Source organism: Nocardia inohanensis NBRC 100128 (assembly GCF_001612945.1).
Classification (GTDB): Bacteria; Actinomycetota; Actinomycetes; order Mycobacteriales; family Mycobacteriaceae; genus Nocardia; species Nocardia inohanensis.
On record NZ_BDBK01000014.1, the window covers coordinates 255,410 to 276,029 of the forward strand.

Annotated in this window: 22 protein-coding genes and 1 pseudogene; 14 read left to right on the forward strand and 9 right to left on the reverse strand. The window is 68.0% G+C overall.

The window, feature by feature from the left end:
- Positions 1 to 11 precede the first annotated feature (11 nt).
- Both NI1_RS37460 and NI1_RS26770 read left to right on the forward strand, forming a co-directional pair.
- On the forward strand, positions 12 to 1,496 hold the full coding sequence (locus NI1_RS37460) for an LCP family protein (protein WP_084523746.1): 1,485 nt from the start codon (positions 12 to 14) through the stop codon (positions 1,494 to 1,496).
- Between the two features lie 93 nt (positions 1,497 to 1,589).
- Positions 1,590 to 2,138 (forward strand): ferritin, encoded by a 549-nt coding sequence (locus NI1_RS26770; protein ID WP_067825912.1) that lies wholly within the window; start codon positions 1,590 to 1,592, stop codon positions 2,136 to 2,138.
- Between the two features lie 353 nt (positions 2,139 to 2,491).
- Here NI1_RS26770 and NI1_RS26775 read toward each other — a convergent pair whose 3' ends face one another.
- The 4 genes from NI1_RS26775 to NI1_RS26790 form a co-directional block, all read right to left on the reverse strand.
- Positions 2,492 to 3,409, reverse strand: coding sequence for a DUF5926 family protein (locus tag NI1_RS26775; RefSeq protein WP_067825914.1), 918 nt, complete (start codon positions 3,407 to 3,409; stop codon positions 2,492 to 2,494).
- Between the two features lie 172 nt (positions 3,410 to 3,581).
- Positions 3,582 to 4,349, reverse strand: coding sequence for a glycerophosphodiester phosphodiesterase (locus NI1_RS26780; protein WP_067825916.1), 768 nt, complete (start codon positions 4,347 to 4,349; stop codon positions 3,582 to 3,584).
- Entirely contained in the window at positions 4,346 to 5,575 is a 1,230-nt protein-coding gene (locus NI1_RS38185; protein WP_067825918.1) for a DUF4328 domain-containing protein, read from the reverse strand. The genes NI1_RS26780 and NI1_RS38185 overlap by 4 nt, the downstream gene beginning before the upstream one ends.
- Before the next feature lie 31 nt (positions 5,576 to 5,606).
- Positions 5,607 to 5,972, reverse strand: a complete 366-nt coding sequence (locus NI1_RS26790; RefSeq protein ID WP_067825920.1) for a rhodanese-like domain-containing protein — start codon at positions 5,970 to 5,972, stop codon at positions 5,607 to 5,609.
- Between the two features lie 321 nt (positions 5,973 to 6,293).
- On the opposite strand from NI1_RS26790, the gene NI1_RS26795 reads away from it, so the two are divergent.
- The 4 genes from NI1_RS26795 (at position 6,294) to NI1_RS26810 (ending at position 9,529) form a co-directional block, all read left to right on the forward strand.
- Positions 6,294 to 6,905, forward strand: coding sequence for a hypothetical protein (locus NI1_RS26795; protein WP_067825922.1), 612 nt, complete (start codon positions 6,294 to 6,296; stop codon positions 6,903 to 6,905).
- Between the two features lie 159 nt (positions 6,906 to 7,064).
- Positions 7,065 to 7,685 carry a superoxide dismutase gene (locus NI1_RS26800; RefSeq protein WP_067825925.1) on the forward strand — a complete coding sequence of 207 codons (621 nt, stop codon included), beginning with the start codon at positions 7,065 to 7,067 and terminating at the stop codon, positions 7,683 to 7,685.
- Positions 7,686 to 7,979: 294 nt separating this feature from the next.
- A complete protein-coding gene (locus NI1_RS26805) occupies positions 7,980 to 8,501 on the forward strand; it encodes a peptidase (RefSeq protein WP_067825927.1) in 522 nt (173 codons plus the stop codon).
- Between the two features lie 293 nt (positions 8,502 to 8,794).
- Complete coding sequence (locus NI1_RS26810; protein ID WP_067825929.1) at positions 8,795 to 9,529, forward strand: TMEM165/GDT1 family protein; 735 nt, start codon at positions 8,795 to 8,797, stop codon at positions 9,527 to 9,529.
- Here NI1_RS26810 and NI1_RS26815 read toward each other — a convergent pair.
- Complete coding sequence (locus NI1_RS26815) at positions 9,470 to 10,120, reverse strand: TetR/AcrR family transcriptional regulator (protein WP_067825930.1); 651 nt, start codon at positions 10,118 to 10,120, stop codon at positions 9,470 to 9,472. The two genes, NI1_RS26810 and NI1_RS26815, sit on opposite strands and share 60 nt — an antisense overlap.
- 30 nt (positions 10,121 to 10,150) lie before the next feature.
- The gene (locus tag NI1_RS26820) at positions 10,151 to 11,080 is read right to left on the reverse strand and encodes an SDR family NAD(P)-dependent oxidoreductase (RefSeq protein WP_067825932.1); all 930 of its coding nucleotides are present in this window, start codon (positions 11,078 to 11,080) and stop codon (positions 10,151 to 10,153) included.
- A 152-nt stretch (positions 11,081 to 11,232) separates the two neighbouring features.
- Between NI1_RS26820 and NI1_RS26825 the strand changes: the two genes are divergently transcribed.
- A complete protein-coding gene (locus NI1_RS26825) occupies positions 11,233 to 12,000 on the forward strand; it encodes an SDR family NAD(P)-dependent oxidoreductase (protein ID WP_067826053.1) in 768 nt (255 codons plus the stop codon).
- 171 nt (positions 12,001 to 12,171) lie between these two features.
- Here the strand turns inward: NI1_RS26825 and NI1_RS26830 are convergent, their stop codons facing one another.
- The 3 genes and pseudogenes from NI1_RS26830 to NI1_RS26840 all read right to left on the reverse strand — a co-directional run bounded on the left by NI1_RS26830 (position 12,172) and on the right by NI1_RS26840 (position 16,130).
- Positions 12,172 to 12,372 (reverse strand): cold-shock protein, encoded by a 201-nt coding sequence (locus NI1_RS26830; RefSeq protein WP_067825933.1) that lies wholly within the window; start codon positions 12,370 to 12,372, stop codon positions 12,172 to 12,174.
- 245 nt (positions 12,373 to 12,617) lie between these two features.
- Complete coding sequence (htpG, locus tag NI1_RS26835) at positions 12,618 to 14,570, reverse strand: molecular chaperone HtpG (RefSeq protein ID WP_067825935.1); 1,953 nt, start codon at positions 14,568 to 14,570, stop codon at positions 12,618 to 12,620.
- Positions 14,567 to 16,130: pseudogene (locus NI1_RS26840) on the reverse strand (TM0106 family RecB-like putative nuclease). The gene htpG and the pseudogene NI1_RS26840 overlap by 4 nt, the downstream one beginning before the upstream one ends.
- Between NI1_RS26840 and NI1_RS39555 the strand changes: the two are divergent.
- From NI1_RS39555 to NI1_RS26870, 7 genes are all read left to right on the forward strand, one after another.
- Positions 16,047 to 16,220: a hypothetical protein gene (locus NI1_RS39555; RefSeq protein WP_245663423.1), complete on the forward strand. Its 174-nt coding sequence runs from the start codon at positions 16,047 to 16,049 to the stop codon at positions 16,218 to 16,220. The pseudogene NI1_RS26840 and the gene NI1_RS39555 overlap by 84 nt on opposite strands.
- Positions 16,221 to 16,535: 315 nt before the next feature.
- On the forward strand, positions 16,536 to 17,174 hold the full coding sequence (locus NI1_RS26845) for a DUF6474 family protein (protein WP_067825937.1): 639 nt from the start codon (positions 16,536 to 16,538) through the stop codon (positions 17,172 to 17,174).
- 28 nt (positions 17,175 to 17,202) lie between these two features.
- Positions 17,203 to 17,835, forward strand: coding sequence for a hypothetical protein (locus NI1_RS26850; protein WP_067825939.1), 633 nt, complete (start codon positions 17,203 to 17,205; stop codon positions 17,833 to 17,835).
- 46 nt (positions 17,836 to 17,881) lie between these two features.
- Positions 17,882 to 18,529, forward strand: coding sequence for a YcnI family copper-binding membrane protein (locus NI1_RS26855; protein WP_067825941.1), 648 nt, complete (start codon positions 17,882 to 17,884; stop codon positions 18,527 to 18,529).
- Positions 18,526 to 19,062 (forward strand): copper resistance CopC family protein, encoded by a 537-nt coding sequence (locus NI1_RS26860; RefSeq protein ID WP_439957301.1) that lies wholly within the window; start codon positions 18,526 to 18,528, stop codon positions 19,060 to 19,062. The genes NI1_RS26855 and NI1_RS26860 overlap by 4 nt, the downstream gene beginning before the upstream one ends.
- Positions 19,059 to 20,021, forward strand: a complete 963-nt coding sequence (locus NI1_RS26865; protein ID WP_084523748.1) for a CopD family protein — start codon at positions 19,059 to 19,061, stop codon at positions 20,019 to 20,021. Before NI1_RS26860 ends, NI1_RS26865 begins: the two co-directional genes overlap by 4 nt.
- Before the next feature lie 69 nt (positions 20,022 to 20,090).
- The gene (locus tag NI1_RS26870) at positions 20,091 to 20,552 is read left to right on the forward strand and encodes an SRPBCC family protein (protein ID WP_067825945.1); all 462 of its coding nucleotides are present in this window, start codon (positions 20,091 to 20,093) and stop codon (positions 20,550 to 20,552) included.
- The last annotated feature ends 68 nt before the right edge of the window (positions 20,553 to 20,620 follow it).

Genomic DNA, 20,620 nt, shown 5'->3' on the forward strand with positions numbered 1-20,620 from the left:
GGCTTTCCTTGATGAACGGCGACGACCCCCAGCAGTTTGCACGGATGCGCCGGGAGCCGCCGCCGAGACGGCCGGGCGAGCCTCCGGTGCCACCCCGGCAACCACGAGCAAATCCCGCGCAACCACAGCGCGGATATCCCGGCGGGCCCGCGCGCTCGACCGGCAATCCGCCGCCCGCGCAGCCCGGGCGGCCGCAGCGGCCCAATGCCGTACCCCCGCAACGCGGCAACGCCGCGCCCCCGCCGCGCGGTAATCCGGCCCCGCCGCCGCGTTCGAACGCCGGTCCGCAGCAGCGCTCGAATGCGGTTCCGCCGCAACGACAGCAGCCGCGGCGACCCGAGCCGACCAGGAAGATGCGGCAGGACGATCAGGGTCCGCCCCCCGCGTACGGGAATTCACCGCGGCGCGAGAGCGCGGGCGTCACGCACGCGCCGACGCAGCGACCGGTCCCCTATCGTGAATCCCCTCCCCCGCCGCCGCCTTCCCGACCGGCCAAGCGCGGGGGCGGTGACAACAATGCCCCGCGCCCGAAACGACCCAAGCGCAAACGGCATTGGTTCCGCTGGATCCTGGTGTTGCTGCTGCTGATTCTGCTGCTGCCGATCGGCGCGGCGATCTATGTGGAGACCCATCTGACGCGGATCGACGCGCTCACCAGTTACTCCGGACGCCCCGCCGACACGCCCGGCACGAATTGGCTGCTGGTCGGTTCCGACAGCCGCTCCGGGCTCTCGACCGAGCAGGAGCAGGAGCTGGCCACCGGCGGTGAGGTCGGGTCGGAACGGACCGACACCATCATCCTGGTGCACGTCCCGGAATCGGGGAAGCCGACGCTGGTCAGCCTGCCGCGCGATTCCTACGTGAGCATTCCCGGCCACGGAAAGGACAAGCTCAACGCCTCTTTCGCCTTCGGCGGCCCGCAATTGCTGGTGCAGACCGTGGAGGGCGCGACCGGATTGCGCATCGATCATTACGCGCAGATCGGTTTCGGTGGTTTCGCGGGCATCGTCGACGCGGTGGGCGGTATCGATATGTGCCTGGACCAGGCCATCAACGATCCGCTGGCGGGTATCGACCTGCAAGCCGGATGTCAGACGCTGAGCGGTAAGGAAGCGCTCGGGTTCGTGCGCAGCCGGGCCACGCCGACCGCTGATATCCAGCGCATGCTGAACCAGCGCAAGTTCCTCAGCGCGCTACTGAAGAAGGCCGCGAGCCCGTCCACCCTGCTGAATCCCTTCCGCGCCTGGCCGCTGGTGGCCGATTCGACCGCAGCGTTGAAGGTCGACAACGGTGCGCACGTGTGGAATCTGGTCTCACTGGGGCGGGCGCTGAGCGGCGATCCGGTGGCGACGACGGTGCCGATCGGCGGGTTCACCGACGTCGACGGCAGCGGCAATGTGCTGCTGTGGGACAAGACCAAGGCGAGCCAGTTCTTCGAGGCGCTGGCGGCGGACAAGCAGATCCCGGCCGACCTGATCACCACGGTCCCGAATTAGCTGAAATTAGGCAATACTTGCCTCAATAAGGCTGGGCTCAATAAGGCTGCACTTGGATGACACGCGGTATGACCAGGGCTAATGTCTTCTCCCATGGCCATCCGTAATCAAACCAAGCGCAGCAAGTTCCATGGTTTGCTGCAAGACCAGATCCGCAATGAATTCAATGCCGAACACCAGTACATCGCGATTGCGACCTGGTATGACCACGCGGATCTGCCGGTGCTCGCCAAGTACTTCTACAAGCAGGCCGTCGAAGAGCGCAATCACGCGATGATGATCGCGCAGTACCTGCTGGATCAGGATTTCGGCGTGGAGATCCCGAACGTGGATGCCGCGAAGTCCCAATTCGAGAATGCCAAGGAGCCGATCGCATTGGCCCTGGCGCAGGAGGAGACGGTCACCGAGCAGATCGTCGCACTCGCCCGTACCGCCCGGGAAGAAGGCGATTACCAGGGCGAGCAGTTCATGCAGTGGTTCCTGAAGGAGCAGGTCGAGGAGGTCGCCACCATGCGCACCCTGCTGACCGTCGCCGAGCGGGCCAGCGCCAACCTGTTCGATCTGGAGAATTACGTCTCGCGGGAAATGAGTTCCCCCAAGGATGCTTCCGGTTCGCCGTCCGCCGCGGGCGGCTCGCTCTAACCGACCGGAGAAATACGAATGGGCCCGATCCCTTGCGCTGGATCGGGCCCATTACGCATGTTATGAGCGAATGCTGCTCACTTGGCGGAGATGCTGGCGGACAGGGTAGAGACCAGGCCCTTGAGCAGGGTGAGAATGGCATCCATGATTTTCTCCTCATCTAACTTCGGTAAGGCTTTCCCTCACCTTGCCCCGATCCTCTCGGGTGAAGAGAACTTAACGCGACACGCGGACCGAAATGAGTGTTTTTCAAAAAATAACCCGGGAAAATCTTCGGGCCGTCCGCCGACGGTTCGAAACCACCGGTGAACGGCCCGCAGCGACCGGCTCGGCCCCCGATCGGAGGCCGCGGATCAGCGCAGGGTGACCTGCCGCGAACGCAGGCCGTCGCGCGACCGGCGCTCATCCGAGGAGAGCGGGGTGTCCGACTTCAGGGCGGCCGCCAGCTTGGCGCCGAACTCGCGCGCCGGAGCCTCCCACTCGGTGGCGTGCCGCTCGGGATCCAGATCGAAGACCGGGACCAGCAGGCCGTGCGTGCGGAACGAACCCGCGAACCGCGAACCCTCGCCCAGGTGCAGGTCACCGGCCGCGTGCAGGCGCGCCAGCGCCAGCATCAGCTGATCCTCGTCCTCCGGGCGCACCCAGCGCACGTGCGCCTTCTCGCCGGCATCCACCCACCAGGCCGCGCCGACGGCGTCCGCGCCCAGCTCCAGTCGCGCCGACGGCATGATCGCCTGATTGGCCTGCTCGATGGTGGCGGCCACCTGCGGGTCCGGGGTGACGCCGTCCGGGACCCACCAGTTGAAGTCCTGGTGCACGGTCAGGTCCAGGCCCGCACCCGCGTCCAGCACCTCCGAAAGGCTCGGGGCCCCATCCACATTCGCGGCGTTCAGGGACTCGCCCGGCTCGGCGGCCTGGGTCCACAGAATGGCGCTCGCCAGATCGGCGGCCGGATTCGCGGACTGGTGCTGCACCTGCGTGCCGACGAAACCGACCGGCTCGTCCCCAGCCCGTACCAGCGCGGCCACCGCACCCGGCAGCACCGTGGCGAGGGTGACCGCGCGCTCGGCGCCGACGCTCGGCGACAGCTTCAGCGTGGCGGTGGCCGACGGGACGAACTCGCGGAGCGCGACCAGATCGCATTCCGCGGCCAAGCCCTCGAACGGGCGGGTGACGGTCTGCGCGGCCTGCTCCTGTGCGGCCTTGCGCGCGGCCAGCTTCTGCGCCCGGTTACTGTCCGGCTTCGGACTGTTGCGCTTGCTCTTACCCATGAGAGGCAAACCTACAGGGTCCGTTGCCACCGACCGGCGATCACCGTGGGGCTTCGCCCCGGACCCCGCGAGGGACAAGAGAATTCGGGGGCGGGCCCCCGAACCACGGAGAACGCGGCCCCGGCATCCACGCGACGGGTTGGGGCCACGAAAGCCGGTGCGGCCTGCGGGTTTACCCGACCGGGAGCCGGTTCTTGGTGCGGCCCGGGTGGTTGGTCGCGATCCAGCTGACGCCGAGATCGGCGCAGAGGCGGACGTCTTCGGCGTCGTCGACGGTCCAGACGTAGGTGGCGCGGCCGGCGGCGGCGGCCTTGTCCACCAGGTCGGGGTGTTCACGAAGGGTACGGACCGAGGGGCCGATGGCGGTCGCGCCGACCGTGGTGGCCGCGCCGCCGGAGAGGTAGAGGGAGGATTCGCCGAGCAGGACGGTCGGCAGCAGCGGGGCCGCACGGCGAATACGCCAGACCGCGGTGGCGGCGAAGGAGATGACGACGGCGCGGGAATGGTCGGCGGAGGCGGGGGCGGCGATGCCGTAATGCTGAAGTTGTTCCAGCAGTGTGGTTTCCACCTGGGCGCCGTAGCGCACCGGATGCTTGGTCTCGATGAAGAGCTTGGTGGGGCGGCTCTTCCAATCCAGGACCAGTTCGATGAGCTCGGCGAGCGTCAGCACCTCGGCGGGCTCGCCGTCGGTCCCGAAGTTCAGGGCCTTCAACTCGTCCAGGGTCATCTCGCTGACCGCGCCGATCCCGTTGGAGGTGCGATCGACGGTGCGGTCGTGCACGCACACCAGCACCCCGTCCTTGGTCAGCCGGACATCGCATTCGACGCCGTCGGCGCCCTCCTGCAAGGCGAGTTCGTATGCGGCGAGGGTGTGTTCGGGTCGCGCCGCCGACGCCCCCCGGTGCGCGACCACGAACGGCGCGCGACTGACCCGGCTCACTTCGCCAATACCTCCTCATGTTCGGACTCCGCCGCCCCCTCGGTATCGGCGACGCCGGATTCCGAATCGGATGCGGTGGCCTCATCATTCCCGACGGCGGCGCCGGGCGCGCGTCCGGCGGCAGCCGTACCACGTTCGGCGGGCTGCACCGGTTCGATGACCGGCTGCGCCGGGGCGGTCGCGGGCAGCCAGCGGGTGACCGTGGTGGGCCGCCCGCGCAGATCCTGTCCGGCGAAGGCGCGCACCAGCCACAGCGTCAGCACCGCCACCCCGGCCGCGGCCAGATCGGTCCACATGGCGGCCAGTACGCCATCGGCCTTGACCTGCAACGAATCCGCGAATCGGTACAGCTGCGTGACCACGACCAGCAGCGCGTCGAGAACCCAGGCGCCCCACCAGATCCGCACGGCGCGCAGCAGGCGGGGATCCGCGACCGGTTCCGCCGCAATGCCTTCGGCGCCGGACCGTCCGACCGCCGACGCGCCCGGACGCGCGCGACCGGCCACCCCGGCTCCTGCTCCGCCGGAGCGCGCGGGGACGACATCGGCGTCGAGGCCGCGCAGGCGGGCGGCCTCGCTGAGGAAGACGCCGGGGAAGACCAGGTTCACGCCGGGGATCAGACAGCCGAGGGCGAGGGCGCGCGGCGAGCGCGGATCCCGTTGCCCCCGCGCGGCGTAGAGCGTGGCGCGGGTCCGCACCAGCCAGCCGACCAGGGCGACAGCGGTGGCCAGCGCGAACACCAGCGACAGCAGGGAAGTGACGTAGACGGCGATATCCGAGGCCCACAGCAGCGCGGGCTGGATCAGCCGGGTGCGATTGCGCAGCAGCACGCCGTACCGGCCCAGCTCGGCGAGCGCCGCGAGCACGAACAGCGCGACGGTCGCGTACAGCAGGCTGTGCAGGCGATCGACGAACGGCGACAGCGCGTTCCGGGGCTCCGGGGCCGGCGTGACGGGACGATCGCGCAGTCCCCAGCGCGGAATCGTGGTGTAGCGCGGCGTCTCCCGGCTCACCGTCCGGCGCGCCCCGCCCGCCGGATGGCTCCGGCGGCCGGGGACGCGCGCCACCCAGCGGTAGTTGCGCCGTTCGGCGGGGGCGTCCACGGGCGCGGGTGAGAGCAGGACACCGTGGCAGCGGGGACACCAGTGCAGCGGTTTGCCCTGCACGGCCCAGCGGGCGCCGCAGCGGGCGCACGGCTGTACGACCGCGGATCGCGTGTCGGCCACTCGTCCCCCTGTCATCGGTGGTTCGTCGTCATCAGTAGATCTTGGGCTCGTCGGCGTCGCCGGTGAGCGGGCGCCCGGTCTGCTGCCAGGCCACCATGCCGCCGTTGACGTGCACGGCTTCGTAGCCGAGTTGTTCCAGGTACTGCACCGCGGTGATGGAGCGGCCGCCCTGCCGGCAGATCACGTAGATCTGGGCGTCGATATCCAGTTCGCCGATCCGGGCGGGCACATCGACGAGCGGGATGTGCAGCGCGCCCGGCGCGTGGCCGAGCTGCCATTCGTCATCCTCACGGACATCCAGGAGCTGGGCGGGCAGGGGTTCGGCGCCTGCCCACGGCTCGGGCGTGTCGAACTCGGCCGGGACGGCATCGATCGGCACCGAGGGGACATGGGGCATCGTCACGGTTTCGATCCTGCCACGCGGGCGGGGGTGTCGTGCAGTGCTATCGGTGTCCTGTGCATGGCCGGACAGCAGTTATCCACATAATCCACAACCTGATCCACAGCTTCAGACTCGTCTGAAATGTCCGGTCGGCCGATCCGGAAGTCCCCTCCACGTTCCGGAGCGACCGCCCGTTCCGAGGACCGCCTACCCGGCCCTCACCTACTCTGACGCGCCCGGTGACGCCGTGGTTCCGTTCGGATCCGAAAAAAACGACAACACTACCGAAAAACGGAAATCCTAGGCCCGGCCTGGCCGTATCGGTAGCCTGGCGCTATGACTGTGAGCAGGGGGCTACTCGACGGACTGGATATCACCGGACTCAGCACCGCGCTGTCCGAGGCGACCTGCCTCGGGATCGACGTCGACCCGGTGGCCGCGACCCTACGGCTGGAACTCGACGTCCTCACCCTCCCGGCCGACGGCCCGCCGCCGGACGACTGCGACGTCTACCTGGTGCTCACCGGCGTCAGCCGGGTGGCCGCCTCGCTGCGGCGACAGCGCTGGGACGACCTGGAACCGGTCGTGCTGCCCTTGGAACTCGAGGGATTGCACGACGCGGTCAACAGTTTCGGCGGCGGCGCATTGCACGGGTGGGAATTCATCGACCTGGACGACAACGCCTGGAATCAGTGGCGCAAGCTGCTCAGCTTCGACACCACGATCGGCGATGGCCCCGCCTCGCACATGCTGGAGTTCTCCCAGGAGGAGGGCATCGATCCGCGCGAACTCGATGTGCGGGTGTGGTTCGACGGGTTGACCATCACCGACAAGCAGAGCAACGAGATTCCGCTCGAGGAGTTCATCGCGGGCGGGGTGCGCTGGTGGAAAGCGCACGACGCGGGCGATCCGCGCACCATGCGGCCGAATATCGTGCCGCCGCTGTAGACCGAACTCAGTCGGGCTGTCCACTCCTCGAGACGATCCGTCCCGGACCGGAATGTGGGGGCGAACGACCCGGTTGCACCCGAGCGGGTGTACGAATGATGGTTGGGTGCGCTCGACATATATCGAGGCACACAGCCCCGACACTGAGGAAGGGACATCGTGGCTGAGTACACGCTGCCGGAACTGGATTACGACTACAGCGCCCTGGAGCCTTTCATCTCCGGGCAGATCAACGAGATCCACCACACCAAGCACCACGCCGCCTATGTCGCCGGCGCGAATGCCGCCGTCGAGAAGCTGGAAGCCGCCCGCGAGGCCGGCGACCACGCCGCCATCTTCCTGAACGAGAAGAACCTGGCCTTCCACCTGGGCGGCCACGTCAACCACTCGATCTGGTGGAAGAGCCTCTCCAAGGACGGTGGCGACAAGCCGGTCGGCGAGCTCGAGGCCGCCATCGACAACCAGTTCGGTTCGTTCGACAAGTTCGTCGCGCAGTTCTCCGCCGCGGCCAACGGGCTCCAGGGTTCCGGCTGGGCCTGGCTGGGCTGGGACACCCTCGGCGAGAAGCTGCTCACCTTCCAGCTCACCGACCAGCAGGGCAACGTGCCGCTCGGCATCATCCCGCTGCTCGGCCTGGACATGTGGGAGCACGCCTTCTACCTCCAGTACAAGAACGTGAAGGCCGACTACGTCAAGGCGTTCTGGAACGTCGTGAACTGGGCCGAGGTGCAGGACCGCTTCGCCCGCGCCACCCAGCAGGGCAAGGGCCTCATCTTCTGATCCGCCTCTCCGGGACTAGCGCCCGGCTGAGAGCCGTTGGCTGATGGCAACGCGTGCCGGCGGTCGGGTGCCAACCCGATTTCGGGCGTGCCCGACGGGTTACCCCCGCCGCACGAAATCAGTTGTCACGTGCGCAAAGGCCCGCAGACCGATTTCGGTCTGCGGGCTTTTCGCATTTCAGGGGGCCGACTGCTAGCAGTCTTTGGTACTTGTGTGCCAGTTCGTTCTCGGTACAACCTGATGGTCCTACAAATGGATGGGCAAAGCGGCCCCGGATCGATCGGGAGGCACGCGATGAGCGAGCAGATCGGCATCATGCCGTTTCATTCGCGCGGGTCGCTATGCGGATTCGTCATCTCGGGCCGGTGGCCCGATTCGACCAAGGAATGGGCGCAGGTGCTGGTGCTGGCGGTGCGCGTGGCCAGCCTGCCGGGATTGCTGCCGACCTCGACGGTTTTCGGGGCGCGCGAGGAGCTGCCGGATGATCCGGACCCGGGGATGGTGGGCCTGGTGATCGCGGAGGGGACCGTGCTGGGCGAGGAGGGCTTGCGGCCCGGGCAGTTTGCCGGACATGTGCCACCGGCCTTGATCATGTTGCATCCGCCGCGCGAGACGCGGCCTTCGCTACCCGAATGTTCGGGTGCGGCGTCCGGATGCCTGCTGCTGCCGGGACTCCCCCATCTGGGCTTGGAGCATCGCGCCGCCTGGGTCGAGACCGACAGCGACGGCACCGTCACCTCGATGGTTTCGCGGGTGGGGGTCGATCCGATCAGCGATCCCGACACCGCGGTTCTGGCTATGCTGCTGGCCGCGTAAGGGTTCCCGAAACCTCGCGGCAGCGCAACCAAACTTATTGCGCGCATTGCGATTTCGAGGACACGGGTTTGCGCGCGCCGGATTTGCCGGGGTAGCATGGCGGGCAGCGAAGGGGAGTAGCCCGCAATCGCGCAGTCGACATACTGGTCCAGCTCGGATCCGGCTGTGTGAACCGGAGTTCCGGTGGGCGAGACCTTCGGCCGAACGAAAACCAAACCGTTTTACCGGTGCGGTGTCGGCTGAAGCGCCCCCGCATTTCAGCCGACAGGCCGGAGACCTGGGAGCTGACCTTCATGATCGCCACGATATTGCTGAGCTTCGGCGTGCTCTTTCTCGCCGAACTGGGAGACAAATCCCAGCTCATGGCATTGACCTTCGCGCTGCGCTACCGCTGGTGGGTGGTGCTGAGCGCGATCACCGCGGCGAGCGTGCTGGTCAACCTGATCGCGGTCGGAGTCGGTCATTTCCTCGGGGCGGCCCTGCCCACCGAACTCATTTCCCTGTGCGCCGCGGCCACTCTCATCGGCGTGGGCCTGTGGACGCTGCGCGAGACGCTGCCCGGTTCCGGCGGGGCGGATGACGAAACCCCCGCACCGCAGCCCAAGTCGCGGTCGGCGTTCCTGGTCGTGCTCTCGGCCTTCCTGCTTGCCGCGCTCGGCGACCGCACCATGTTCGCCACCATGGCCCTGGCCACCAAGAACGGCTGGGTCGCGGTGTGGATCGGTTCCGTCGCGGGCATGGTCGCGGCCGGTGGGCTCGCCATTCTGGTCGGGGTGACGGTCGGCAAGCACATTCCGGAACGCTTCATCGCGATCTGCTCGGGTCTGCTGTTCCTGTACTTCGGCGCGCTCACTCTGCTGGAAGCCTTCGCGACGGGCGTGAGCACCCCGATCGCCGCGGTGCTCGCCGCCGGGCTGCCCGCGCTCGCGGCTGCGATTCTGCTGGCGCTGCGCCGCCGGGCCGGGACCTCAGTCGCCGAGCGGGACGTTGCCGAAGAGATCGCGGCTGCGCCCCACCAGGCCCAGTAGCGGTCTCCGCAGCGCGCGCAGACCGTCCACGTCACCGGCCGCGATACGCGCGGTGACCATGGCGCTCATGGCGGCGACCAGGGTCTGGCAGGCGAAGAGCTGATCCTCGGTGTCCGCGCCGAGAATGTCGGCCACCATGGCCGAGAACGCTTCCTGGAGCGAGGCCCGGCGCGCGATGGCATCCGGGCCGACCGCGTACACCTCGACCAGGAACAGCCGGGCGTAGGCGGGTTGCGAGGCGACGGCGTCGAGGTAGGAACCGAGGACGCGTTCGATGCGCTCGGCCGGCGTCTCGCCCTCGAAGCCCACGCCGGTGGCGGCGAAGATGCCGGTCAGCATGAGCTCCGCGGCCCGCTCGAAGGCGGCCTCGAAACAATCCTCCTTGGAACGGAATTGCTCGTAGAAGGTTTCCCGTGAAACTCCGGCGCGTTTGATGACCGCGGCGACCGGCGTTCCGACATAACCGTTTTCGGCCATCGCCTCCGCCAGGGCGAGCAGGATGCGGTCGCGCTGAGCGGCGACCACGGTTTCACGCGGTAGTCCGTGCCGGCCGCGGGGCAGCCGGCCGACGGTGGTTGCCGATTCGGGCATGCGGTGAACTCCGTTGTGCCGAAGGAACGTTCAGGCGATCTTTCCCATTCTGCGGGGCCTGGCCGGTTGATCGGTGGTGTATCGCGTCGCTTCGGTGTCGGCGATGGCCAATCCCGAGGCGACACCATGCCGCAGCGTGTACTCGATCACGCGCTGGGCGAGTGGTCGCCACCACAGTACGGTGCCGACCCAGTACGGGGAGACCACCCGGCGCGAACGCCGGGCCAGGGCCCGCTGCATGGCGTCGATGGCCGGGCCGAGCGGGGCGATGCCGGAGACGCTGCTGACGCCGCCGCCCTGGGCCTGGCCGAGAATGCTGCGGGCGGCCTCGGTCCCGAAGCCGCGGCTGGTCATCTCGGTATCGAGTTCGGCGAAGTAGGCGAGACCGACGCGGGCGCCGGTGTGGCGCAGCTCGATTCGCAGGGTTTGGCCGAGGGCCTCGACCGCCGCTTTGGACGCGCTGTAGGCCCCGGCCAAGGGTAGGTGCACGGCCGCGGCCAGCGAAGACACCAGCAGCACATAGCCGTTCGGGTGCGCGATGTGCGGGCCGGCGGCGCGCATCGTGTAGTACGCGCCGAGCACGTTCACGGTGAGGGTCTGCTCGAGCACCTCGGGATCACCGGAGAGCAGGGCGAGCTGGCGGGCGATGCCGGCGTTGACGACGACCGCGTCCAGGCCGCCCAATTCGGTGACCAGGGATTGCACCGCGCGCTCCACCTGCGCCGGGTCGCCGATGTCGCAGTACCGCCAGGGGGCGTCGCCGCATTCGGTGGCGGTCTCGGCGAGCAGGGCTTCCTCGATGCCGAGCAGGGCGACGCGCGCGCCGTGCGCGTGCAGTTGGCGGGCCAGGGCCGCGCCGATGCCGCGGGCGGCGCCGGTGATCAGGATTCGCTTCCCGGCGACCTGGGGGGCCGGGCGGAAGAGACCACGGCGCGGACGTTCGGCCGTGCTGGCGTTCATGTGATGACGGTACCACTAGGCGAACACTCTTGTTCGCAAACTCGATGGTCGTCTTCCGCGGACCCCGCGCGGGCATCATGATCGATCCGGATATCGTGCTTATTGACGGAGGGCCAGTGAGAGGGCCGTCCACGTTCGAGAGGACCAACACCGTGGAGATTTCGGGCTCCGCCGCCATTGTCACCGGAGGCGCTTCCGGACTGGGTGCGGCCACCGCCAAGCGCTTCGCCGATGCCGGCGCCACCGTCTTCGGCCTGGACCTGGCACAGTCGATCGAGCGTGCGGGCGACAACGTCCCCGCCGGCGTCACCCTCATCCCGACCGACGTCACCAGCAGTGACGAGGTGGCCGCCGCGGTCGCCAAGGTCGTGGAATCCGGTGTGCCGCTGCGCATCGTCGTCAACTGCGCGGGCGTGGGCTGGGCGGGACGCATCCTGTCCAAGAACGGGCCACACGACCTCGAGCTGTTCCGGACCGTGATCACCGTGAACCTGCTCGGATCCTTCAACGTGATGCGCCTGGCCGCCGACGCCATCGCCAAGACCGAGCCGGTCGACGAGTACGGGCAGCGCGGCGTGGTCATCAACACCGCTTCCGTGGCGGCGTTCGAAGGCCAGATCGGGCAGATCGCCTACTCCGCGTCCAAGGGCGGCGTCGCCGGTATGACCATTCCGGCCGCTCGCGACCTGGCGCAGTTCGGTATTCGCGTGAACACCATCGCCCCCGGCATCATCGACACCCCGATGCTGGCCGGTGTCACCGAGGAGTACCGCAAGGGCCTCGAGGCCGGCGTCCCCTTCCCGTCCCGCCTGGGCCGCCCGGACGAGTACGCCCAGCTGGCGCAGTACATCACCGAGCACGACTACCTGAACGGCGAGACCATCCGCATGGACGGCGCCCTCCGCATGGCCCCGCGCTAACGCTTGGTTTTGGGGGTTTCACCCCCAAACCCCCTGCGGGAAGGGGGAATCCGGGGGCCAGCCCCCGGTCCCCAAACCTCTGAATACGACAAAACCCGCGCCGTTGCCGGTGCGGGTTTTGTTATTTCGAAGCGGGGCGGCGCGCGCCTTCAGGTGCGCGACGGACCGGTCTCAGTGGGGCTGGACGGCCGCTGCCTGCGGACCCTTCTTGCCCTCGGTGATCTCGAAGGAGACCGACTGGCCTTCCTCGAGCTGACGGTATCCGTTGCCCTCGATCTCCGAGTAGTGGACGAATACGTCGGGGCCGTCTTCGCGGGCGATGAAGCCGTAGCCCTTCTCCGCGTTGAACCACTTGACGGTGCCCTGAACCATTACCTTCTCCTGACGAGGTGTTTCTTTTGGTGCGTGGTCACCCACAGGTTGCGGTGACCGGGTCGATCAGAAGGCGACATGCTGAAAAACACGAACACGTAAAACTTACGACCAAGACGTACAACGTACGCATCGCGGAACAGTTCCCGGGATGACGCGAGCATGTTGGACGTCACATTTGCGCCACGTCAGGCATGACCGAAACCCGCCTTCGCGCAGCTGGCGAAGGCGGGCGGTCGGTTCGGTCAGAGCGTGCGAGTCAGGCGATCGGCCAGGATGCGGGCGAAGTGCGCCGGATCCTTCAGTTCGCCGCCCTCGGCGAGAACCGCTGTGCCGTAGAGCAATTCGGCGGTCTCACCCAGTTCGGCGGGCTTCTCCTCGGCGTCCTTCACACCCGCGTACGCATCGCGCAGACCGGTCACCAGCGGGTGATCCGGGTTCAGCTCGAGGATGCGCTTGCTGTGCGGCAGATCCTGCCCGGAGGCGCGGTACATGCGCTCCAGCATCGGGGTGAAATCGAAGACGTCGCCGACGATGCAGGCCGGGGAGGTGGTGAGCCGGTTGGTCAGGCGCACCTCTTTGACGTCCGCGTCGAGGGTCGTCCGCAACCAGCCCAGGACGTCGGCGAAATCCTTCTCCTGCTGCTCGCGCAGCTGCTCCGACGCCTGCTTCTCGTCCTCGGTCTCCAGGTCGATCTCACCCTTGGCGATGGACTGGATCGGCTTGCCCTCGAACTCGGTGACCGAGCCGACCCACATCTCGTCGACCGGATCGGTCAGCACCAGCACCTCGAGACCCTTGGCCTTGAACGCCTCCATGTGCGGGGAGTTCTCGATCTGCTGCCGCGATTCGCCGGTCAGGTAGTAGATCCCCTGCTGGCCCTCCTTCATCCGCTCCACGTACTCCGCGAGCGTGGTCAGCTCGGACTCGGAATTGGTGGAGGCGAAGGACGAGACGGCCAGGATGGATTCGCGATTGTCGGGATCGGAGAGCAGGCCCTCCTTGAGCACCCGGCCGAACTCCGACCAGAACGACTGGTACTTGGCCTGATCCTCGGCGTTCTTCAAATCCTTGACCGTGGAGAGCACCTTCTTGACCAGGCGCTTGCGGATCATCCGGATCTGGCGGTCCTGTTGCAGGATCTCGCGCGAGACATTGAGCGAGAGGTCCTGCGCGTCCACCACGCCCTTGACGAAGCGCAGGTACTCCGGCATCAGCTCTTCGCAGTTGTCCATGATGAACACCCGGCGCACGTAGAGCTGCACGCCGCGCTTGTGCTCGCGGGCGAACAGGTCGAACGGCGCGTGCGACGGAATGAACAGCAGCGCTTGGTATTCGAAGGTGCCCTCGGCCTTCATCGGGATGATCTCGAGCGGATCGTCCCAGGCGTGCGAGACGTGCTTGTAGAACTCCTTGTACTCCTCGTCCGACACCTCGGACTTGGGGCGCGTCCACAGCGCCTTCTGAGAGTTGAGGGTCTGGGTCTCGGTGAGTTCCTTCTCGACCTTGTCCTCGCCCTCGCCGTCCATGACCGTGCGGGTCACGTCCATGCGGATCGGCCAGGCGATGAAATCGGAGTACTTCTTGACGATTTCGCGGAGCTTCCACTCCTGCGTGTAGTCGAAGAGGTGATCGTCCTCGTCGGCGGGCTTGAGGTGCAGGGTCACCGTGGTGCCCTGCGGGGCCTCTTCGAGTTCCTCGATCGAATAGGTGGGGCTGCCCGCCTCAGATTCCCAACGGGTGCCGGTGGTTTCGCCGGCTTTACGGGTGGTCAGGGCGACCTTGTCGGCCACCATGAAGGTCGAGTAGAAGCCGATGCCGAACTGGCCGATGAGCTCCTCGGCCGCCTGATCCGGCTTGGTCTCCAGCAGCTGCTTGCGCAATTGGGCGGTGCCCGATTTGGCCAGCGTGCCGATCAGATCCACCACTTCGGCGCGCGACATGCCGATGCCGTTGTCGCGCACGGTCAGCACCCGATTGTCGCGATCGACCTCGAGCTCGATGTGCAGATCGGAGATGTCGGCGGACAGGTCCTTGTCGCGGAACGACTCCAGGCGCAGCTTGTCCAGCGCGTCGGAGGCGTTCGAGATGAGTTCGCGAAGGAACGTGTCCTTGTTCGAATACACCGAGTGAATCATCAGCTCCAGGAGCTGATGGGTCTCGGCCTGAAACTCCAGGTGTTCGATGTGTTCGGTCACGACGCGATATTACGACGGGCGAACTCGGCGATGGAGGGAACCTCGGCATCGGCGCGATCGGACATCCACTCCCGTAATGCCTTCGTGGCCAGCACATCGTCCTCGTTGTACTCGAGGATGCGGGTGCGCTGGGACAGGTCGGGGTCGCCGCCGTCGTAGGCGACGGCCAAGCGGTACCAGGCCATACTGGCCTCTCCCCCGGCCTCCGGGTCGCGCCAGTGGAAACCGGCGACCGGGGCGATCTTCTTCAGGCCCTTGCCGTTCGGGCAGATGAACTGGTCCGAGACCGCCTGGAACATATCGACCCATTGCGGGCCGTCGACGAACTGCTGGATCTGCTTCTCGGTGGGGATGCCGGGCTGACCGGCGAAGCGGCGGGCCGACTCGTAGAGCCACTTGTCCTCGGCGGTGCGGGAATAGCAGTAGGCGGCAAAGGTTTTGCCGTCCGCGGCGGCCTGCGCGCGCACCTCCATGAGCCAGGTCCAGAACTCGGCGAAGGAGCGGCCCTCGTCCTCGGTGGGCAGCGGGTCCCAGGTGACGAAGCCGCGATAGACGCCGTCCAGCAGGGTGCCCCACAGGTAGGCGCCGTACTCCTGGTAGCTCTCCAGGTCCACGTCCACCTCGACGTCGGCGCGCTGCACGCGGATGTGCTCGACGCGGCGGACCAGCGGGGCGCCGGTGGCCCAGGCGCGGGCGGTCACCACGGTTTCGGTGAAGGGTTCGAAATGCCAGTCGTCCGGGTCGTCGCCGGACCAGGCGGCCAGCTCGTCGATGGTCTCCACGCCGTGCCGGCGCAGCACCTCCGCGCGCGCCCGGGGCGACCAGGCTGACGTCGCGGTGGGCGATCAGCCACTTCTCGCAGCTCTGGCCGCCCTCCTCGGGAGCGCGTGTCCACCACGGGCATTGGCGGCATTCGGGGACCTTGGACGGGATGGTGGGGAGTTCCCCGCGCACCACGGCGATGCGGTCGGCGTAGCGGCGGTCGTAATCGTCCAGAACGGGGCCGAGGTCGTGCACCAGAATGCGGTCGAAGTGGTAGCCGATGGCGCCGCCGGTCAGGGCCGGGCTGGCTTGCCCGTGCCGCTGCAACATGCGGTACAGGTGCGCGAGGCGTTGCTGATCGCGCGGTTGCGGGCGGGTGCGGACGTGCTTGTCCGGCTTCGGATTCCACTCGTACATGCCGGTGGTCAGCGGGTGGTAGTCCGCCGGGTCGGGCTGCCGGGGATCGGTGACCTTGTGGTTGACCACGACCACGGGGATGTATCCGCCCCGGTCGGTATCCCGCCACAGGATCTCGCATCCGCCGCGCCGGCCGGTATCGGTCTCCTGCGGCAGCAGCCCGCCCCAGATCCGCTCCACACCCGACTCCATGGCGGCCATGGTCGCCGCCGCGCGCTCCCTCGCGGGCAGTCCGGGCGTGATCACCACCCACTTGTCCGGATCCGCCCCCACCAGCGTGTCTCGCACATTCAACCGGTGTGCGGCCGCCGCCTCCCGCCGCTGCTGCACGCCGGCGTCCTCGGCAACTCCGTGCAGCACCTCCGGGTGGGTGGCGTCCAGAAGCAGCCGGTGCCGGCACCCGATCAGCGCCCGCGCGTCCAGAAACGCGGCCCGCTCGCCATGGTCACCGATGCCCGAATACACGCCTAGCAGTATGGCGTTAACCCCCGACACCGTTGGCCCCGCGTCCCCGCCACGCCGAATCCCGCCGCGCCCGAGACGTTTCAGCTCAGCCGGAAAAGAAGGAAAAGGTGGCCCCGGACCTGACGGTCCGGGGCCACCGCTACGGGGTTCGGGGCGTAGCCCCCAGGTCCTTCCTGACCACGATGAGGCGTCGAAACCGCCGGGTGCGGGCGGCGCTTCACGCTCACCGGTTAAGGTGATCGGCAAACTGTGTTTCATGGGCGGACAGGCATTCCCCCGGCCCTGTGCTGCCATGGCGAACCAGCATGACGGAGGCCATCAATGGGGTTGTTCACCAAGCGCAAGAAGCGGGTCAGCCGCCGAGCCGAGGCGAAAGCCCTCAAGCACAAGGCCGGTATGGAGGCCAAGCTCGGGGCGCGCAACGAGCGCAAGCGGCATCGGATCGAGGCGCGGACGCAGTCCAAGGTCGCCAAGGCCGAGATCGCCAAGTTGCAGGCGGAGGAGAAGGCCGCTTTGAAGCTGGCCGCCAAGGCGGAGCGGGATCCGTTCAGCGTGGCGTCGGTGCGCAAGTATTTGAGCGTGGCGCGGCTGCTGGTTCCGGTGCTGGCGCCGCTGGCCTACCGGGGCGCGACCATGGTGCGCGCGCAGCTGGACAATCGGCGGGCGCAGCAGCTGGGCATCGGCGTGAACCAGCTCGGCGAATTCTCCGGTCCCGGTTCGAAATTGCAGGCCCGCCTGGCGAATGTGGAGTCCACGCTCGCCGAGGTGGAGAAGAAGAACTCCGACGCGGACACCAAGAAGTTCGCGACCGCGACCCGCGACCGCCTGGAAAGCCTGGCCGCCGCCACCCGCACCGCCGCCCAGATGCCGGTGCAGCGCCGTCGCGCCGTGCACGCCTCCATCTCCAACGAGCTCTCCGGCATCGAAGCCGACGTGCTCGCCCGCCTCGGCGTGAACTGAGCCTGCGATGCCCCGCCGCCGTTCCGGAATGCGATTGCCGGACACCGCGTTCCGGGCGCACGCCGGCGCGGCGGTGACCACCCGCGGCGGGATGTGGAAGGCGGGTGGCGGGCAGGATCGAACGTCTCGGCTGCGCGGTGGTTCGGCGGGCGCGCTGACCGCGGCCCTGGCGATCGCGGCGCACGCGGCGGCGGGCGGCCCGACGCCGGGATCGACGGGCGTGACGCTGTTGCTGCTCGCGGCGGCCGCGATCGGGGCCGTCGCCATGACGTTGCCGCGCAGCGCGTCACGTACCGCGCTGCCCGCGCTGATGGCGGCGGCGCAACCGCTGTGCCATGTGGCGTTGACCGGGCTCTCCCATGGCGGGCACGGTTCGGCGGCAGGCGGATTCAGCGGATTCCTGTCCGGTAGCGCCGCGATCGTCTCGGATGCGGCGATGGCGGCCGGGCACGCGGCGGCCGCGGTGGTGTGTGCCCTCCTCATAGCGGCCGCGGACCGCCTGTACGGCCTTGTGGCACAGGCGGTCCGGGTGGCGGTCAACCGCCCGGGCGCCCTGGCCGCCGGGCCTCGGCCGAGGACGTGGACCTCCCCACGTTCCACATTGAGAAGCCTGCGCATCGCGGGTGCGGCGGGGCCGCGCGCGCCTCCGGTTGCGGCGTGATTCCCGAATTCACCCGTAACCCTTTGTGAGAAAAGGCCATTCATTCATGCATACCTCTATTTCGCGCGCGCTCACCGCGAGCGGCGCGGTCGTGGGGCTGACCCTGCTCGGTGCGGGCGCGGCGTCCGCGCACGTGACCGTGGACGCGCCGGGCGCGGCCCAGAACGGTTACACCGTGGCCACTTTCAAGGTGCCGACCGAGTCGAATACCGCGTCCACCACGAAATTGACCGTGGCGGTGCCGAATCTGAAGAGCATCCGGACCGAGCCGATGGCCGGTTGGTCGGAGAAGATCGACCGCAATGACAAGGGCGAGGCGGTCTCGGTCACCTGGGCCGTCGAGCCGGGCAATGCGGGCGTGGCCCCGGGGCAGTTCCAGCGGTTCGTGCTGTCGCTGGGCCCGCTGCCCAAGCAGGAGAAGCTGAGCTTCCCGGCCTCCCAGACCTACAGCGACGGCAAGGTCGTGGAGTGGAATCAGCCGGAGAACGCGGACGGCTCCGAGCCCGAGCATCCCGCTCCCGCACTGTCTTTGAGCGCGGCGAAGGGCGACGATCACGACGCCGATACCGCCGCGAAGGATGACGACAAGGGCACCGACACCACCGCCCGCTGGCTCGGCGGCCTCGGCCTGGCGCTGGGCGCGCTGGGTGCGGCCCTGGGTCTGGGCAGCGTGATCCGGAGTCGCCGCTCATGATGCGCAAGGTCTTCGCCGGTGTGCTCACCGGCCTGCTGGTCACCGGCATGGCACTGCTGGGAAGCGGTGTGGCGAGCGCGCATTCGGCCGCCATCGGCTCCGATCCCGCCGACGGCGCGCAGATCGACGCCTCGCCCGCGCGGGTGACCGTCACCTTCAACGAGGATCTCCAGGCGTCGTTCCCGTCCATGACGGTGACCGGCCCGGACGGCAACCTGTGGTCCAAGGGCCAGCCGAAGGTCGAGGGCGCCACGGTCAGCATCGAAGTCGGTGAGCTCGGCCCGGCCGGCGAATACAAGATCGCCTACCGGGTCACCTCGGCCGACGGTCACCCGGTGAAGGGCACCCGTTCCTTCACCCTCACCAAGGCGGGCAACGGCACGCCCGGCCCGAAGGCGGACAGCTCGGCCAAGTCCGGCGACTCCGATGACGGCGGCGTCCCGCTGTGGGTGTTCATCGCGGGCGCGGTGGTGCTGTTCGGCGGCGGTCTGGCGTTCGCACTGCTGGGCGGCCGGGGTAAGCAGCGTAAGTGAACCGGTCCGACCGCACCGATCGCCGCGACCGCGGGGCGACCGGCGGCAGCAGCACGAGATGGCTACTGCTGCTGGTCGTTCCGTGCGGCCTGTTCGGTGCGCTGCTGGCCTGGATTCTCGCCGCCGACGATCCGGTGCAGCCGGAGGCCACCGCCCGGGTGCTCGCCGATTGCGCGGGCGCGACGGTGCTCGGCCTGGCCGCGCTGCCGCGCCTGCACGACCGCCTCGATACCCATTGGCGGCTGCTGACCTTGCTGGCGGGCCTGTGGGCGGCAATGGAATTCACCATGCTGGTGGTGGAAGCCGCCGAGGTGCAGGGCGTTCCGGTGCGGCGGTTGAGCGCCGAGCGCTTCGGTGAGTATCTGACCGATGTCAGCGGCGGTCAGATCGGCATCGCCCTGCTGGTCGGCTGTGGCGCGGTGGCGATCTACAGCGCTTTCGGGTTCCGCAGCCCGGAGCGCGCCACCGCGGACCTGGTGCTGGTGTTCACGGCGGTGACGATCGCGCTGCGACCCATCACCGGGCATCTCTCGCAGCAGTTCCTCGGTTCGGTGCTGGGCGCGGTGCACGCGCTGGCGGCCTCGCTCTGGTTCGGCGGCCTGCTGGCGCTGGCGCTGGTGGTGCGCACGCGCGGCGAGTGGGCGGTGCTGCTCCCCCGCTATTCGAATTGGGCGCTGCCGCTGGCCGCTACGGTCACGGTCACCGGCGTCATCGACGGCCTGGTCCGGATCGGCGGCCTGACGCCGTTGCTCACCACGGGCTACGGCCGGATCCTGCTGGCGAAGACGCTGCTGCTGATCGGCCTGCTGGCACTGGGCTGGTGGTGGCGGCGCACCTGGGTGCCGCGCGCCACCGACCATCGGATGGATGCGGAATCCTCGCTGCGGCGTTCGATTTTCGAAGTGCTGGCGATGGCGGTAGTCTTCGGGCTGGCCGCGACCTTGGCCGTCACGGCGTGAGGCCGTTCTCATAGATGGCATGCATCACAAGATCTGCGACGAAAACTAGAACACGTTACAGTCGAGCGCATGACCGAAGTCAAGATCGTCGCAGATTGCGCCGCCTCGGCCGAATCGGCCTTCGCCTATGTCAACGACTACCGCCATCTGCCGCGATTCATCAATGAGATCAGCGCATTCGAACCGCTCACCGAGCAGACCGAAGGTGTGGACGCCACTTTCGACGGCACCATCGGCCTCGGCCCCATCACGCTGCATTCGACCATCAAAATCGTGCGGCACGAACCGGGTTACGCCATTGCCGTGAAGTCCATCAAGGGCTTCGAAATCGAATCCACCTTCCTCTTCCACGCCAAGGGCGAGGAGTCCTGCACCATCGACGCCATTGTCGATTACCGGGTGCCGGGCGGGATCGCGGGCAAACTGCTCGGCAAGACCATCGAGCCGTTCGTGAAATTGGCCGTGAAGAGCTCCACCCACAATCTGACCACCCAGGTCGCCGCCTTCCACGCCGAGCGCGAGAACGCCTGACGATCCGGGGTCGCCAAAGCCGCCGACCCCCTGAGTTGCCCGCGCCCCGCGCCCCCGAGGATCCTGGG